Annotated in this window: 13 protein-coding genes; 5 read left to right on the forward strand and 8 right to left on the reverse strand. The window is 73.1% G+C overall.

Annotation, left to right across the window (positions count from 1 at the left end; all coding sequences use genetic code 11):
- Nucleotides 1-11: 11 nt before the first annotated feature.
- Complete coding sequence (locus IG78_RS0120430) at nucleotides 12-953, reverse strand: MaoC family dehydratase (protein WP_051852798.1); 942 nt, start codon at nucleotides 951-953, stop codon at nucleotides 12-14.
- A 246-nt stretch (nucleotides 954-1199) separates the two neighbouring features.
- Complete coding sequence (locus IG78_RS0120435) at nucleotides 1200-2504, reverse strand: 3-oxoacyl-ACP reductase (protein WP_030565286.1); 1305 nt, start codon at nucleotides 2502-2504, stop codon at nucleotides 1200-1202.
- 238 nt (nucleotides 2505-2742) lie between these two features.
- Between IG78_RS0120435 and IG78_RS0120440 the strand changes: the two genes are divergently transcribed.
- Nucleotides 2743-4305 carry an alpha/beta hydrolase gene (locus tag IG78_RS0120440; protein ID WP_051852807.1) on the forward strand — a complete coding sequence of 521 codons (1563 nt, stop codon included), beginning with the start codon at nucleotides 2743-2745 and terminating at the stop codon, nucleotides 4303-4305.
- Between the two features lie 16 nt (nucleotides 4306-4321).
- Here the strand turns inward: IG78_RS0120440 and IG78_RS0120445 are convergent, their stop codons facing one another.
- A complete protein-coding gene (locus tag IG78_RS0120445) occupies nucleotides 4322-5197 on the reverse strand; it encodes a helix-turn-helix transcriptional regulator (RefSeq protein WP_031128978.1) in 876 nt (291 codons plus the stop codon).
- Between the two features lie 152 nt (nucleotides 5198-5349).
- On the opposite strand from IG78_RS0120445, the gene IG78_RS0120450 reads away from it, so the two are divergent.
- Nucleotides 5350-6828 (forward strand): MFS transporter, encoded by a 1479-nt coding sequence (locus IG78_RS0120450; protein ID WP_030565292.1) that lies wholly within the window; start codon nucleotides 5350-5352, stop codon nucleotides 6826-6828.
- A gap of 29 nt (nucleotides 6829-6857) precedes the next feature.
- On the opposite strand, the gene IG78_RS0120455 is transcribed toward IG78_RS0120450, so the two are convergent.
- Both IG78_RS0120455 and IG78_RS0120460 read right to left on the reverse strand, forming a co-directional pair.
- Nucleotides 6858-8066, reverse strand: a complete 1209-nt coding sequence (locus IG78_RS0120455) for a lipase family protein (RefSeq protein WP_030565294.1) — start codon at nucleotides 8064-8066, stop codon at nucleotides 6858-6860.
- 79 nt (nucleotides 8067-8145) lie between these two features.
- On the reverse strand, nucleotides 8146-9210 hold the full coding sequence (locus tag IG78_RS0120460) for an AraC family transcriptional regulator (RefSeq protein ID WP_051852799.1): 1065 nt from the start codon (nucleotides 9208-9210) through the stop codon (nucleotides 8146-8148).
- Nucleotides 9211-9373: 163 nt separating this feature from the next.
- Here IG78_RS0120460 and IG78_RS0120465 point away from each other — a divergent pair, with 163 nt between their 5' ends.
- Nucleotides 9374-11137, forward strand: a complete 1764-nt coding sequence (locus tag IG78_RS0120465; protein WP_030565298.1) for an AMP-dependent synthetase/ligase — start codon at nucleotides 9374-9376, stop codon at nucleotides 11135-11137.
- Nucleotides 11138-11268: 131 nt separating this feature from the next.
- Here IG78_RS0120465 and IG78_RS0120470 read toward each other — a convergent pair whose 3' ends face one another.
- Together IG78_RS0120470 and IG78_RS0120475 are read right to left on the reverse strand one after the other, a co-directional pair.
- Entirely contained in the window at nucleotides 11269-11583 is a 315-nt protein-coding gene (locus IG78_RS0120470; RefSeq protein ID WP_030565300.1) for an AzlD domain-containing protein, read from the reverse strand.
- Complete coding sequence (locus IG78_RS0120475) at nucleotides 11580-12329, reverse strand: AzlC family ABC transporter permease (protein WP_030565302.1); 750 nt, start codon at nucleotides 12327-12329, stop codon at nucleotides 11580-11582. Before IG78_RS0120475 ends, IG78_RS0120470 begins: the two co-directional genes overlap by 4 nt.
- Before the next feature lie 143 nt (nucleotides 12330-12472).
- Here IG78_RS0120475 and IG78_RS0120480 point away from each other — a divergent pair, with 143 nt between their 5' ends.
- Nucleotides 12473-13060, forward strand: a complete 588-nt coding sequence (locus tag IG78_RS0120480; protein ID WP_051852800.1) for a helix-turn-helix domain-containing protein — start codon at nucleotides 12473-12475, stop codon at nucleotides 13058-13060.
- Between the two features lie 315 nt (nucleotides 13061-13375).
- Here the strand turns inward: IG78_RS0120480 and IG78_RS0120485 are convergent, their stop codons facing one another.
- Nucleotides 13376-13579, reverse strand: a complete 204-nt coding sequence (locus tag IG78_RS0120485) for a cold-shock protein (RefSeq protein ID WP_016645643.1) — start codon at nucleotides 13577-13579, stop codon at nucleotides 13376-13378.
- A gap of 323 nt (nucleotides 13580-13902) precedes the next feature.
- Here IG78_RS0120485 and IG78_RS0120490 point away from each other — a divergent pair, with 323 nt between their 5' ends.
- Nucleotides 13903-14787, forward strand: coding sequence for a menaquinone biosynthetic enzyme MqnA/MqnD family protein (locus tag IG78_RS0120490; protein WP_030565306.1), 885 nt, complete (start codon nucleotides 13903-13905; stop codon nucleotides 14785-14787).
- Nucleotides 14788-14850: the final 63 nt, after the last annotated feature.

Genomic DNA, 14850 nt, shown 5'->3' on the forward strand with positions numbered 1-14850 from the left:
GTCGCCCCTGGTCACCGCCCCGGCAGGCGGTGCGGCTCCGGTGCCCGCGGGGTCCCGCCCGGCTCCCGCGGCGGGCCCGGCCGCACCGCACCCGTCAGGTGCACCCGGCCCGCCGGACCGCGCAGCGCGAAGGCGTCGCCCGCGGCCGCGTACGTCACCGAGCCGGGAAGCAGCACCGGCGCCCTGAACTCCGCGCTCACGCACAGCGCCGAGCCGCTCCCGCCGTCCGCCCACGGCCCCGCCTCGCGCTGGTGCTCGGCCACGCAGCGCGCGAACGTCCACATGCCGTGGGCGATGGCGCGCGGGAAGCCGAAGAGGCGGGCGGTGAGCGGGTGCAGATGGATGGGGTTGTGGTCCCCGGACACGGCGGCGTAGCGCCGGCCGAGGTCGCCGGGCAGCCGCCACTCCGCGTGCGCCGGCGGGCCGGGGGCGGGGTCGGGCGTGGGGCCGGGCCACCCGTCCCGCGCGGCCACGGACGGCTCCGCCCTGCGGTGCCGGGACAGGTAGGTGCTGCGGGACTCCCACACGGGCGTGCCGCCGACGCTCGCGAGGGTGACGACCGTCGCCTCGGTGCCCCGCCGGTGCGGTGCCAACGCCTCCGCGTACGTGGTGAGTTCGAGATCCTCCGCGGGCAGCAGGGCGCGGTGCTGCACGATCTCCACGGACGTGTGCACGAGCCCGAGCAGCGGCAGCGGGAAGTCTCGGCCCGCCATCAGCCGCATGGCCCCCGGGAACGCGAGGACGTGCGGGTACGTCACCGGCAGCGGCTCACCCCCGCCCGTGCCGCCGCCCCGCCCGGCCGCGAACCCGCACAGCCTCTCGTACGCGACGAGCCGCTCCACATCGGCCCGCACCCGCCCCGAGACGGCCCCCGGCAGCGGAGCATCGGACCGGGCCCGCTTGAACACGGACAGGGCTGCTCCCCGCAGCAGGGTGAGCGCGAGCGAGGTCATGACGGTCCCCTTCTGGTCACTGGGCGATCGGGACAACGGCGGGCGGGCCGGGCGGCGCGTGCGTGCGCTGGGTCCGGCGAGTTCGGTGGGAAAGTCGGGTCCGGCGAGTTCAGCGGGAATGCCGGGTCCGGTGTGTTCGGCGGGAGGAAAAGGTGGGTGGGTGGGAGAAACCGCCGCGGGGCGGCGGAGGGTTCGGCGGGACGGGAACGTGCAGGTTCAGGGGGGAGCCGCGGAACAGCCGGAGGCTCACGCGCCGAGAAGGCTCTGACCGCACACGCGGAGGACCTGCCCGTTGACGGCGCCGGTCGCAAGCCACGCCGTGGCCTCGGCGACATCCACGGGGAGCCCGCCCTGCCCCAGGGAGTTCATGCGCCGCCCGGCCGCACGGATGAACAGCGGAACCGCCGCCGTCATCCGGGTCTCGATGAAGCCGGGCGCGACGGCGTTCACCGTGACGCCGTACTCGGCGAGTGCCCGGGGCGCGAGGGAGCGTACGAAGCCGACGACGCCCGCCTTGGCGGCCGCGTAGTTCGTCTGGCCCGCGTTCCCCGCGATGCCCGCGATGGACGCCGTGGCCACGACCCGGCCGCCCCGGCACAGCGTGCCGGACTTCAGCAGGAAGTCCGTGGTGCGCAGCACGCTCGCGAGATTGACCTCGACGACCGAACTCCAGCGGTCGGCGGCCATGTTGGCGAACCGCCGGTCCCGGGTGATGCCCGCGTTGTGCACGAGGACGCCGAGCCCGTCGGGCAGCGCGGCGGCGATCCGCTCACCGGCGTCGTCCGCGGTGATGTCCAGGGGCAGCGCGGTGCCCTCGACGCGCGCGGCGACGCGGCCGAGCTCGGGCGCGGCGGACGGCACGTCGAGGACGACGACGTGTGCGCCGTCGCGGGCCAGGACCTCCGCGACGGCGGCGCCGATGCCGCGGGCCGCACCGGTGACGAGGGCGGTGCGGCCCGCGAGCGACCGGGCGCTGGCCGCCGTGTCCTCGTCGAGGTCGACGTCGATGACCTGTCCGTTCACGTACGCCGACTTCGGTGAGAGCAGGAAGCGCAGGGTGGCCTCGGCGGCGCGCGCCGACGGTGCGCGGACGAGCTGGACCGTCCTGCCGCGGCCCAGCTCCTTGCCGAGGGAGCGCACGAACCCCTCGAGGGCCTGCTGGGCGGCGGCCTGGTGGTGGTCGGCGGGGGAGAGGGGCGCGCCCAGGATCACCACGCGCCCGCAGGGGGCTATGGACCGGACGACGGGGTGCAGCACGGCGTGCACGTCGGCGAGGGCGGTGACCGTGGCGACGCCGGTCGCGTCCAGGACGACGGCGCCCGGAAGGCGGCCGCCGAGGGGCCCGCTGTGCGGGGGCAGGCCGGTGCGGGTGAGGGCCTCGTGCAGGCCGGGCAGGGGGATGTCGCCCGCGGTCAGGAGGAGGAGCGGGCCTTCGAGAGCCGGGCGCTCGGGCGACCAGCGGTGCAGGACGGCGGGCCGGGGCAGGCCGAGTCTGCGGGCGAGGAAGCGGCCGGGGCCGGTGCGGGTGAACGTCGCGTAGCGGTCGGCCATGGTCCTGCTCCCGGCGAACTCGGCGCTGAATTTACTTCGGAGTAAGGTTACTTGGGAGTCAGGGGGCGGTCGAGGGGGCGGATGAGGAAGATCGAGGGGGCGCGGGGTGCACGTACCGGCGCATTCGCTCAGCGAGCGCCGGTAACCCCCGGTCACGGAGCGTGATGACCTGAACGGGCGAGGTGGCCCGGGGGCGCCTAGGGTGACCGGAGGGGACCCGCACCTCTTGGAGGTCGCCGTGCGCAGCACATCCGCGCTCACCGCAGCCGCAGCCACAGCCTCAGCCGCGACCCTGGCACTGACCCTCACGGCCCTGCCCGCGAAAGCTGCTCCGGCGGAACCGGCGAAGCCGGACCTCGGGCGCTTCTACGCGCAGAAGATCAAGTGGGCCGCCTGCAAGCCCGATGCGCAGAACCTGCCCGAGGACGTGACCAAGGACAAGGACATCACCTGCGGCAAGGTCACCGTCCCGCTGGACTACGCACACCCGGGCCGCGCCACCCTTGATCTCGCGCTCATGAGGGTGAAGGCGAGCGGCGACAAGCGGGGGTCGCTCCTGGTGAACTTCGGCGGGCCCGGCGGCGCGGGCGTCGCGGGGCTCGCGGGCTCCAAGAAGGACTTCGGCTATGTCGGCAAGGGGTACGACGTCGTGGGCTTCGACCCGCGCGGGGTGGGCCTGAGCGAGCCGGTGAGCTGCGGAGGGCGGCCGGACCCCGGCGACGGCACGGGGGACGGCGCGGACGACCCGGCGGCGCTCCTGAAGCAACTGCGCGAGGCGGCCGCGCGGTGCGACAAGGAGTCGGGCCCCGTCCTTCAGCACATGGGCACCGTGAACGTCTCCCGGGACCTGGACGTCATACGGCAGGCGCTCGGCGACAAGAAGCTCAACTACCTGGGCTTCTCGTACGGCACCCGGCTCGGGGCGGTGTACACCTCGCAGTTCCCGAAGAAGGTCGGCCGGATGGTGCTCGACGGCGTGGACACCCTGACCGAGAACGTCGAGGAGCAGGGCCTCGTCGGCGCGGAGGGACGACAGACCGCCCTTGACAACTTCCTGCTGTGGTGCACCAAGAACGCCGGCTGTGTGTTCGGCAAGGACTCCCGTGCCGCCCGGCAGACCATGGTGAAGGTCATCGAGGATCTGGACGCGCACCCCCTGCAAGCCATGGACGGCCAGGAGTTCACGGGCCAGGACGTGGTGAGCGTCCTCGGCACCGCGCTCTACAGCAGGCAGGCCTGGCCCGCACTCTCGCAGGCGCTCGGCGGGCTGCTCGCGGACGGCGACCCGCGTGCGCTGCTGCGGATGGGCGGCGCCATGGGCGAGAGGCCGCAGGCACCGCAGGGCGCGCGCGCCGAGGTGCCCGAGGACAACGCCGATGCCGCGCTCATGGCCGTGAACTGCGCCGACGACCCGGACCGGCCGGACGCGAAGCGGCTGGAGCGGGAGGTCGGCCGCATCCAGCGGGAGTTCGAGGAGGTCTCACCGGTCTTCGGCAAGTCGATGCTGACACCCGTTCTCCTGTGCTTCGGGCGGCCCGCGGGCACCGACTACATCCGTAACGACGTACGCGACGTGGACACCCCGAAGTTCCTGCTGGTCGGCACGCGCGGCGACCCCGCGACGCCGTACCGCTGGACGGAGGAGACCGCGAAGCGGCTCGGGTCCTCCGCCGTCGTCCTGGACAACAAGGGCGACGGGCACACCGGTTACTTCGGTTCGAAGTGCGTGAAGGCCAAGGTGGACGCGTTCCTGCTGTACAAGGAGATGCCGAAGAACGGCAGTTCGTGCGCGGCCGAGTGACGGCGCCGGACGAACGTCACCCCCGCGGTGCCGAGCGGGCCGCCGTGTCCAGGCTCAGCATCGCCGTCTCGTCCGCGCTGCCCGGCTCCGCCTGGTACGTGATCAGGCGCTGGCCCGCGGTACGGGCAAGGCGCATCACCTCGTACGTGAGGGTCATCGGGCCCGCCTTGGGGTGCGCGAAGGTCTTCACGCCGCCGCCGCGCTCACGGACCTCGTACCGGTCCCAGAGGCGGGCGAACTCCGGGGACTTCAGGCACAGCTCGCCGACCAGGGCGGCCAACTGCGGCGAGTTCGGGTCCCGGCCGCCGACCGCGCGCAGATGCGCCACGGACTTGGCGACGGTCTCCTCCCACGGCACGTACAGCTCGCGGCCCACGGGGTGCAGGAACAGATAGCGCGTGAGGTTGCGCTGCTCGACGGGCCAGTCCCACAGGCCCGGCATGAGGCGGCGGCCGGGGGCGTTCGCGGCGAGCAGGTAGTTGTGCGGGCTGACCACGTACGCGGGCAGCGGGCGCAGGGCCTCCAGCATCCGTACGACGGAGGGGCGCACCTCGGACTCCGTCGTCGGATGCGGCTCGGTGAGCCGTCCCGACGCGAGCTCGGCGAGTTCGTGGAGGCGCTCGTGGGCGTCGCCGCTCAGCCGCAGCGCCCGGGCGAGGGCGTCGATCACGGCCGGTGACGGGTTGCTCTCGCGGCCGCGCTCCAGGCGCGTGTAGTAGTCGACGCTCACCCCGGAGAGCGTCGCGAGCTCCTCGCGGCGCAGACCGGGCGTGCGGCGCAGGCCCGTCCCTGCCAGGAGCCCGGCTTCCGCAGGGCGGATCTGGGCGCGCCGGGCCCGCAGGTACCGGCCGAGTTCGGTCCCGCCGCGTTCGGGGGGCGTGCCGTTCGTCATGGCTCCAGTGTCCGTGACGCGTACGGAAAGTGGGGGGCCGTGTCAGGACCAGGAACAGCGCGGTCTGCCGGGCGCGGCCGCGTGCGGGGATCGTGGGTGCCCGGCGGCCGGTGTACGGGCGCCGCCCGACACCCCCCTCCCGAAGGGCCCCCATGTCGTCCTCCACCTTGCTTCCGCGTTCACGACCCACCCCTGGGAGCGCCCCTGACCCCGGCGCCCCTGACCCTGGCGCTCCGGGCCCCGGTGCCCCGGGCCCCGTCACCCCGGACCGGCCCGCCGTCGCCCTCGTCGCCGCCCTGCTCGGCTTCACCGTCATCACCGTCGACGTGTCCGCCGTGAACATCGCGCTGCCCGGTATCAGCGCCGATCTGCACGGCGGGATGACGGGACTGCAGTGGGTCGTCGACGCCTACACCCTGATGTTCGCCGCGCTGATGATCTCCGCGGGGGCACTCGCGGACCGGGCCGGGGCCCGCCGGGCGTACGCCTGGGGCACCGCCCTGTTCGCCCTGGCCTCGCTGGCGTGCGCCCTCGCGCCGGGCATCGGCACGCTGATCGCCGCGCGGGTGGCGCAGGGTGCGGCCGCCGCCGTCGTCATGCCCGCCTCGCTCGCACTGATCCGCCAGGCCTACGACGACCCGCGGCGCCGGGCCCGCGCCATCGCGCTGTGGACGGTGGGCGGATCGGTGGCGATGGCCGCGGGCCCGGTGCTCGGCGGGGTGCTCTCCGAGACCGTGGGCTGGCGCGCGGTCTTCCTCCTGAACCTGCCCGTCGGCGCCGTGATCCTCGCCCTGCTGACCCGCATCCCGCCGTCCCCGCGCCGCCCGGCACCGCTCGACGTGCCCGGCCAGCTCACCGCCGTCACCGCACTCGCCGGGCTCGCGTACGCGGTCATCGAGGGCGGACACGCGGGGTGGACGGACCCGGGCGTCCTGGTCGCCGTGGCGGTCGCGGTCCTCGCGGCGGTCGCCTTCCGCGCCGCCGAGAAGCGCCACCGCGCGCCCATGGTGCCGCTTTCGATGCTGCGGCAGCGCGAGGTCGGCGTCTCGCTCGCCGTCGGCTTCGCGGTGAACGCGGGCTTCTACGGGGTGGTGTTCCTGCTCGGCCTGTACTGCCAGCAACTGCTCGGCATGTCGGGGATCGCGACGGGCCTGATGTTCGTGCCGCTCGCCGTGCTCATCACCTCGACGAACCTGGTGTCGCCGCGCATGGCGGAGCGCGTCGGCCGCCGCCCGGTGATCGTGACCGGCCAGCTCGTCCTCGCCATGGCCATGTTCGCCCTGCTGCCCCTCGGCGCGGACACGCCCCTGTGGCTCGTCCTGCTGCTCCTCGCCCCGACCGGCATCGGCGGCGCGCTCGCCGTGCCCGCGCTGACGGCCCTCCTGATGGACACCGTCCCCGGCCACCGCGCGGGCACCGCGTCCGGCCTCCTCAACTCCCTGCGCCAGACGGGCGGGGCGCTTTCGGTGGCCCTGTTCGGCGCCCTGATCGGCGGCTCCGGGGGCTCCGGCGCCGAAGGGTTCGCGGTGGGCGGGATGCGGCAGGGGCTCGTGGTGGTGGGCGTGACGCTCCTTGCCACGGCGGGGCTCTCGGGGTGGCTGCTGCCGCGGGGCGGCGGCCGGGCCTCGTGAGCCCGGCCCCCGACCAGGCCCGACAGGCCCTAGCAGTTGCCGCGCACCGGCTTGTCCGCGAAGCGGTTCGCCAGCCACTGGGTGGCCAGGGGCGACTGCGTGATGACGCCGCTCACATGCTCACCGAGCGGGATGGTGTGCCACTCCACGTTCGCGCCCCGCGCGCACCAGTCCGTGCGGACCTGCCTGCCGACGCCGTACGGAATGAGCTCGTCGGCCAGCGCGTGGTAGAGGTACACCGGCGCGTCGGGAGCGCGCGTGCCGACCTGGGACTCCCGCAGGCGCTGCTGCCAGTCGGCCTGTTCGAGGGGGTTCTCCGTCGTCACGTCGCGGATCTTCTTGAACGAGCCGAGCACCGCCCCGTCCGCCACACAACTGTTGCGCAGCGCGCCGATCAGGCTCCTGCCCGTGGCGTTCAGATACGACTCCAGCTTCAGTTCGGGGAACGCCGCGTTCTGGCCGATGGCCGCCATGAAGACGAGCCCCGAGCCGTAACTGCCGTCGTTGAAGTCGGCCACCTTCATCAGGTCGCCGGGCACACCGCCGGTCGCCGTGCCCTTGACATCGAGGTCGGGAGCGTACGAGCCGTGCAGCTCCGCGGCCCAGGACGAGGCCTGGCCGCCCTGCGAGTAGCCCATGATGCCGACCGGCGAGTCCTTCGAGAGCCCCGCACCGGGCAGCCGGATGGCGGCTCGGGCGGCGTCGAGTACCGCGTGCCCCGCGGCCCTGCCCACCGTGTACGTGTGGTCCCCGGGGGTGCCCAGACCCTCGTAGTCGGTCACGGCGACCGCCCAGCCGCGCAGGGTGAGCTGCTGGATGAGGTTGGCCTCAAGCGTGGTGCCCCGGGGGAAGCCTGCGCTCGGCGCGCAGTGGTCGCCGACGCCGACCGTGCCCACGGCGTAGGTGATCAGCGGGCGCGGCCCCGTGCGGCCGTCCTGGGGGACGATGACGGTGCCGGAGACGGTGTTCGGGGTGCCCTTCGCCGTGGTGGAGCGGTAGTGGATCTTCCAGGCCTTGGTGTGGGTGGGCTGGCCGGGCAGCGGGTGGAAGGCGCTCGGCTCGGAGCTGACGATGTCACCCGGCGCGGCGGCCGCTCGCGCGGGGGCCGCGGCCCCGGACCGCGCGGGGTCACCGGCGGCCTTGGTGTCGTCGGCGTGCGCGGCGGTCGTGAGGGTCGCGGCCGACAGGCCCGCGGCGGCCAGCAGGGCAACCGCTCTGAAGCTCGTGCGTACGTGCATGCGGCTCTCCCAACAGTTCGTGGGGGATGGGAGAACGACCGTAGTGACTGGTGAGTAAGGACGGGGCTGACGCGAACGCTCAGCTTTGTTGACCTGGGGTGCCAGTGGCACCCGCGGGGAAGGGTCGACGGGTGCCGTCGGCCCCCGTGCCGTCGGCGCGGTAGGCCCCGGGTGTCGTTCCCGTCCAGCGCCTGAACGCCCGGTGGAACGCCGTGTCCTCGGAGAACCCGAGTCGCGCCGCGAGCTGCGCGATCGGCTCCCGCCCCGCGGCGAGCCCGGCGATCGCCGCGTCCCGCCGCACCGCGTCCTTCAGTTGCTGGTACGACGTGGACTCCTGGGCGAGCCGTCGCCGCAGCGTCGCCGGGCTCACCGCGAGCCGCGCCGCGATCTCGCCGAGCGAGGGCAGGCGCGGCGAGGTCCGCAGCGCCACCGCGAGGGCCCGCCGCACCTGTTCGGCGACCGTCGTCCCGTAATCATGGCGCGAGAGCAGGTCGAACGGCGCCCGGCGCAGCATCGCCGAGAGCGCGTCCTCGTCCCGCACGATTGGCGCGGCCAGCCAGTGCGCGTCGAGCCCGGCCCCGGTGCGCTCCGCGCCGAAGCGGACCGGACAGCCGAAGAGCAGCTCGTACTCGTCCTTGTGCGGGGGCGGCGGATGCCCGAAGTCGGCCCAGCGCAGCGCGATCCGGCGGCCGATCAGCCAACTGCACAGCCGGTGCCAGATGATGACCAGACACTCGGCGAGGAAGAAGTCCTGGTCGAGGTCGTTGCGTACGGTGAAGACGACGCCGTCGGGCGCCTGCGTCAGGGCGAGGTCGGGGCCGTCGGGGAACAGTCCGTAGAACGTCACGCCACGCTCCATGGCCGCGCCCAGATCGTGGCAGCCCAGGGCGGCGTAGCACATCATCGCGAAGGTGCCGGGCCTGCTCGGCGATGAGCCGAGGCCGAGGAACTCGTCCTCCGTCGCCCGGTACAACTCGCGGAAGAGGCGGGCGAACTGGGCGGTCGTGACGCGCGCCCGGTCGTCCCCGAGAAGCAGCGGCGGTATCTGCGCGGCCTGGAGCAGCGGCACGGTGTCGATGCCGCCGCGCTCGGCGCCGCGCAGCACGGCCCGTACATGGTGCACGGTGATCGTCCGCCTGGCCATGACCACGACGTTAGCCGCCGGGGGCGCGGTCAAGAAGAGCGCACGGCGGGAGGGGGCCCGTCGACGAGCACGACAGGCCACCCGGTGGGTGAGCGCCCCGGCCAGGGGCGCTGACGTTTCGGGTCATCCCGCGCGACGGGGCGCCGTCCTTAGCGTCGTGAGCATGACTCAGTCCTCCGCGCTGCCACCGGCCGAACGGCCGAGGACCCTGTCCGTCCTCGCGGAATGGGCGGCCGACCGCCACGGCGAGCTGCCCGCCCTGCGATACAAACGCGACGACGCCTGGCAGGAGGTCACCTACGAAGGGCTGCGCACCGCCGTACGGGAGGTGGGGCGCGCCCTGCTCGGACTCGGCGTCGGGTGTGGGGACCGGGTGGCGATCCTCGCCGAGACCCGCCCGGAGTGGACGTACGCGCACTTCGGGGCCTTCGCCGCCGGAGCCGTCGTGGTGCCGGTGTATCCGACGGCGGGTGACGACGAGGTGACCTGGGTGCTCGGCGACTCGGGGGCCTCGGTGGTGCTCTGCGAGGACGCGGCGCAGGCGGCCACGGTGGAGCGGCTGCGGGGGCAACTGCCGGGGCTGCGGCGCGTCGTCGTGATGACGGCGGCGGACGCGTACGCCGGCGCCGGAGCTGTCACGGCCGACGCACTGGTGGCACGGGCACAGAGCCGCGGGCCCGACGATCCCGCGACCATCATCTACACCTCGGGCACCACGGGCCCGCCCAAGGGCTGTGTCCTCACGCACGGCAACGTCGGCGCCGTCCAGGACGCCTCACTGCCCCTGATCGAGGGCGGGCCCGGTGACGCCATGTACCTCTATCTGCCGCTCGCCCATCTCCTCGCGCAGCTCATCGAGTTCACCACCCTCATCGAGGGCGGCACGCTCGTGTACTTCGGCGGCCGCATCGAGAACGTCGTCACCGAGCTCGCCGAGGCCCGGCCCACCCATCTGCCGTCCGTGCCCCGCCTCTTCGAGAAGATCCACTCGGTGGTGCTCGGTCTCGCGGAGTCCCAGGAGGGCGGGCGCGAACGCTTCGAGGAGGCGGTGCGGATCGGGGTGCTCGCGGCGGACGGCGCGCTGCCCGACGAGCTGCGCGCAGCGTACGAGGCGGCGAACGGGACGCTGTACGAGCCGGTCAGGCAGGCCCTCGGCGGCCGGGTCCGGTGGGCGCTCACCGGCGGGGCCCCGATCGCCCCGCGCGTCCTGGACTTCCTGCGGGCCTGCGGCATCCGGGTCTTCGAGGGGTACGGGATGACCGAGTCCGGTGGAGTCATCAGCCTCAACCATCCGGGGGCCGTGAAGTACGGGACGGTCGGGAAGCCCATCGCGGGCTGCGAGGTGCGCGTCGCCGACGACGGCGAGGTGCTCGCCCGCGGCGCCAACGTCTTCCCCGGCTATCACGCCGACGAGGCCGCCACCCGCGCCGCCCTCGACGACGAGGGCTGGCTGCACACCGGCGACCTCGGCTCGTTCGACGAGGACGGCTATCTGCGCATCACCGGACGGAAGAAGGACCTCATCATCACCTCGGGCGGCAAGAACCTCACGCCGTCCCTGACCGAGTTCGCCGTCCAGGCCTCCCGGTTCGTCTCCCGCGCGGTCCTCGTCGGCGACCGGCGGCCGCACCCCGTCGCCCTGATCACCCTCGACGCGGAGGAGGTCGCGGGGTGGGCGGAACGCTCCGGCGTCACCCTCACCGCCCCCGCGTCGGCGGACCCGCACGTCCGCGCCCTCGTCCAGGAGGCCGTCGACGCGGCGAACGCCCAGGTGTCACGGCCCGCCCGGATCCGCGCCTTCGCGCTCCTTGAGGAGGACTTCACGGTGGCGGAAGGACTGCTCACGCCCAGCCTGAAGGTGCGCAGGCGGGCGGTGACGGAGCGGTATGCGGCGGTGGTGGAGAGGCTGTACGAAGATGGTTCGTGAGGCGGGGGCGAGGCGGTCCGCCGCTTTGACCGCGGCCCTTGACCGCCGCTCGTGAACGTCGCCCGTGACCGCCACCCTTTACCGCCGCCGGTGACCGCCGCCCGTGCCGGCGATGCCCAGGAGACGGATGCCTACGACAGCCCTGTGAGCCGCAGCAGCGCCGTCGCGCCCGCCGCCCCCGCCACGACCACCGCGAACGGCGCCCTGCGCCACGCGAGCACGCCACCGACGAGCACGCCCGCCGGACGCGACCAGCCCGCGAAGTCCTGCCCCTCGGTGAACGCGCCGGTGGTGAGCAGCGCGACGAGGAGCACGGTGGCGCCGACGGTCAGCAGTTCCTGTACGCGGGCGGGGAGTTCGACGCGGCCGTGCAGGACCGGGCCCGCGAGGCGGAAGGCGTAGGTTCCGGCGGCGAGGACCAGGACGCAGGCGAGGTAGGCGTTCATGAGGGGCTCCCGGGGCTCGGCGGGGTGACCGGCACCCGGCGGCGCATGGCCACCAGGCCGAGGAGGGCGAGCAGCACCGGCGCCCCCGCGGGCAGTACCGGGGTGGCGGCGAGGGCGATCACGGCGCCGACGGCACCGGCCCGGCGCGCGTTGCCGTCGTCCCGTACCGCGGGCAGCACCAGGGCGAGCAGCACCGCGGGGAACGCGGCGTCGAGTCCGAACCGCCCGGTGTCCCCGAGCGCGGAACCGGCGAGCGCACCGCCGAACACACTGATGTTCCACACGGCGAAGAGCCCGGCGCCGGAGATCCAGAACGCGGCCTTGCGGCTGCGGAGGTCCGGCTGGGCGAGGACGAAGGCCGCGGTCTCGTCGGTGATCAGGTGCGCGCCCACGAGCCGGGCCGGCCAGGACCGCCCCAGGCTGTCGGCGACGGCCAGGCTGAAGGCGGCCGTACGGGAGTTGAGCAGCAGCCCGGTCGCCGCCGCCGCTGCGGGGCCGCCGCCCGCGGTGAGCACGGCGACCGCGCTGAACTGGGCGGAGCCCGCGTACACGAGCAGGGACATGGCGACAGGCACCCACAGGGGGAGGCCGCCCGCGACGGATATCGCGCCGAAGGAGAGGCCGACGACGGCGTCGGCGACCAGGACGAGCGCGATGTCGCGCAGGACGCCGGGGGGCAGATCGGAGAATCGGACCAACCCCGTCGTTCGCTCTACGGGGTCATCCGTTCGGTGTGACGAACACATGCCGGGTAGCATGAACAGACACCACGCCGTTCGTCAAGCCGAACGATTCGTTCTCTGTGCCGAACGTCCTGCGGTCCGGGGAAGCCGGGAACCGGGACCGGGACCGGGAAAATCAGCAGCAGGAAGCGCAGGGAGAACACCGCATGACCGATGTCGACGAAGGCGCCGGGGCACCTCGTCCGGCAGGGTTGCCGCGTGAGTGGATCGCCGCGGCGCTGCGCCGCGAGCGCGCCCGCGTGGGGCTGTCCCTCTCCGAGCTGGCCAAGCGTGCGGGCATCGCCAAGTCCACGCTGTCCCAGTTGGAGGCGGCTTCGGGCAACCCCGGCATCGAGACCGTGTGGGCGCTGGCCGTGGCGCTCGGCGTGCCGTTCAGCGTCCTCGCCGAGTCGCCCGGCCCCGCGGTGACCGTGATCCGGGCGGGGGAGGGGCCCACGATGCACGCCGAGCAGGCCTCGTACGCGGGCACCCTGCTGTCCCCGGGGCCTGCCGGGGTGCGGCGCGACATCTATCACGGCGCGATGGAGCCCGGCTCGGTGCGGGCTTCCGAGCCGCACATCCCCGGTTCCGTGGAGCACCTGATCGTCAGCACGGGACGGTTGGCCGCGGGCCCCGTGGGGGAGGGTGTGGAGCTCGGCCCCGGGGACTACATGTCGTACCGGGGCGATGTCCCCCATACCTACGAGGCGCTGTCTCCGGGCACGACGTTCGTCCTGGTGATGCAGCACGTGTGACCGCCCGCCGCATCGCGGCCTTTTCTCCCACCCACCCACCCTTTCCACCCGTACCAGGGCGAAGGGCACCCAAATAGCCCGTCCGGCGCTTGAGGACAAGGCCGAAGGCCGGGGTAGTTCAGCCCGTCCGGCGTTTGAGGACAAGGCCGCGGGCCGGGGTGTTTCAGCCCGTCCGGCGTTTGAGGACGAGGCCGAAGGCCGACAACCCCCGCCAAGGGCGCCCACGCCAGGAAAAGGCAGGAGCCCCGTAGTCCCCGCCGACGCGGGGAGCCCGGGGCTCCTTGGGTACTGCTTCCGTTCCGGATCAACCCACCGCTAAGCGGGGGTGACGTTCTCCGCCTGCGGGCCCTTCGGACCCTGCGTGACGTCGAAGGTCACGGCCTGGTTCTCCTCAAGGGAGCGGAAACCGCTGGCATTGATCGCGGAGTAGTGCACGAAGACGTCGGGGCCTCCGCCTTCTTGGGCAATGAATCCAAAGCCCTTTTCGGCGTTGAACCACTTCACGGTTCCGGTAGCCATAAGCCCTCCTTGGGCCAAAGGGTTGCCCTGCTCCAGAACCTGCGATTGTTGAAACAACTGCAAAAGTCTGAAAACGACGAGAGCCTGCGGGTTACATGCTCCGCAGGCTCTGTACTGCAAGGGAAACCAAACTGCAACTTGCGGTGAGCTTAGCACGCAGGCACCCGAATGCAATAGGGATCAAGATCACGTCACCCGGAGGTTTGACGGGGGCCCGGAGGGGTTGACGGGAGCGCTCCCCGAGGTGCTCCCCAAGGCCCTCCCCGAGGGGCCCAGGGGCCCCGGCCGTCGCACCGTACCGAGGGAGGGCTAACCTCGCCGATGTGGACAATTCTCCCGCTGACACCTCGGACGGGGCAGCCCCCGTCCGCACCGCGCGGCCGCGCGTCGGCCACATCCAGTTCCTGAACTGCCTCCCCTTGTACTGGGGCCTCGCGAGGACGGGCAACCTCCTCGACTTCGAGCTCACCAAGGACACCCCGGAGAAGCTCAGCGAGCAGTTGGTGCGCGGCGAACTCGACGTCGCACCGGTCACCCTGGTGGAGTTCCTGAAGAACGCCGACGAGCTGGTCGCGTTCCCCGACCTCGCGGTGGGCTGCGACGGTCCCGTCATGTCCTGCGTGATCGTGTCGCAGGTGCCCCTCGACCAGCTCGACGGGGCCCGCGTCGCGCTCGGCTCGACCTCGCGCACCTCCGTACGCCTCGCGCAACTGCTCCTGGCCGAGAAGGTCGGCGTGCGGCCCGACTACTACACGTGCCCGCCCGACCTCGGCCTGATGATGCGGGAGGCCGACGCCGCCGTCCTCATCGGCGACGCGGCGCTGCGCGCCAACCTCATCGACGGCCCGCGGCTCGGTCTTGAGGTCCATGACCTGGGCCGGATGTGGAAGGACTGGACGGGTCTGCCGTTCGTCTTCGCGGTGTGGGCGGCCCGGCGCGACTACCTCGCGCGCGAGCCCGAGGTCGTGCGCGAGGTGCACCAGGCGTTCCTGTCCTCACGGGATCTGTCCCTGGAGGAGGTCACGAAGGTCTCCGAGCAGGCGGCGCGCTGGGAGACGTTCGACGCGAGCGTCCTGGAGCGGTACTTCACGACGCTCGACTTCCGCTTCGGTGCCGCGCAGCTTGCCGGGGTCCAGGAGTTCGCCCGGCGAGTCGGCGCGACGACGGGGTTCGCTCCGGATGTACGGGTGGAACTCCTCCAGACCTGACCGCCGGGGTGAATTCGACGGCACGGTATACAGCACGGTATCCGGGGGTCGTCCGGCACCGTC

The sequence above is a fragment of the Streptomyces aureocirculatus genome, assembly GCF_000720475.1.
In the GTDB taxonomy this organism is placed as follows: Bacteria; Actinomycetota; Actinomycetes; order Streptomycetales; family Streptomycetaceae; genus Streptomyces; species Streptomyces aureocirculatus.

Coding starts and splice junctions, on each gene's coding strand:
- IG78_RS0120435 (WP_030565286.1), bottom strand. CDS start 2,504: ATGGCCGACCGCTACGCGACGTTCACCCGCACCGGCCCCGGCCGCTTC.
- IG78_RS0120445 (WP_031128978.1), bottom strand. CDS start 5,197: ATGACGAACGGCACGCCCCCCGAACGCGGCGGGACCGAACTCGGCCGG.
- IG78_RS0120465 (WP_030565298.1), top strand. CDS start 9,374: ATGACTCAGTCCTCCGCGCTGCCACCGGCCGAACGGCCGAGGACCCTG.
- IG78_RS0120480 (WP_051852800.1), top strand. CDS start 12,473: ATGACCGATGTCGACGAAGGCGCCGGGGCACCTCGTCCGGCAGGGTTG.
- IG78_RS0120475 (WP_030565302.1), bottom strand. CDS start 12,329: ATGTGTTCGTCACACCGAACGGATGACCCCGTAGAGCGAACGACGGGG.
- IG78_RS0120430 (WP_051852798.1), bottom strand. CDS start 953: ATGACCTCGCTCGCGCTCACCCTGCTGCGGGGAGCAGCCCTGTCCGTG.
- IG78_RS0120470 (WP_030565300.1), bottom strand. CDS start 11,583: ATGAACGCCTACCTCGCCTGCGTCCTGGTCCTCGCCGCCGGAACCTAC.
- IG78_RS0120455 (WP_030565294.1), bottom strand. CDS start 8,066: ATGCACGTACGCACGAGCTTCAGAGCGGTTGCCCTGCTGGCCGCCGCG.
- IG78_RS0120485 (WP_016645643.1), bottom strand. CDS start 13,579: ATGGCTACCGGAACCGTGAAGTGGTTCAACGCCGAAAAGGGCTTTGGA.
- IG78_RS0120450 (WP_030565292.1), top strand. CDS start 5,350: ATGTCGTCCTCCACCTTGCTTCCGCGTTCACGACCCACCCCTGGGAGC.
- IG78_RS0120460 (WP_051852799.1), bottom strand. CDS start 9,210: ATGGCCAGGCGGACGATCACCGTGCACCATGTACGGGCCGTGCTGCGC.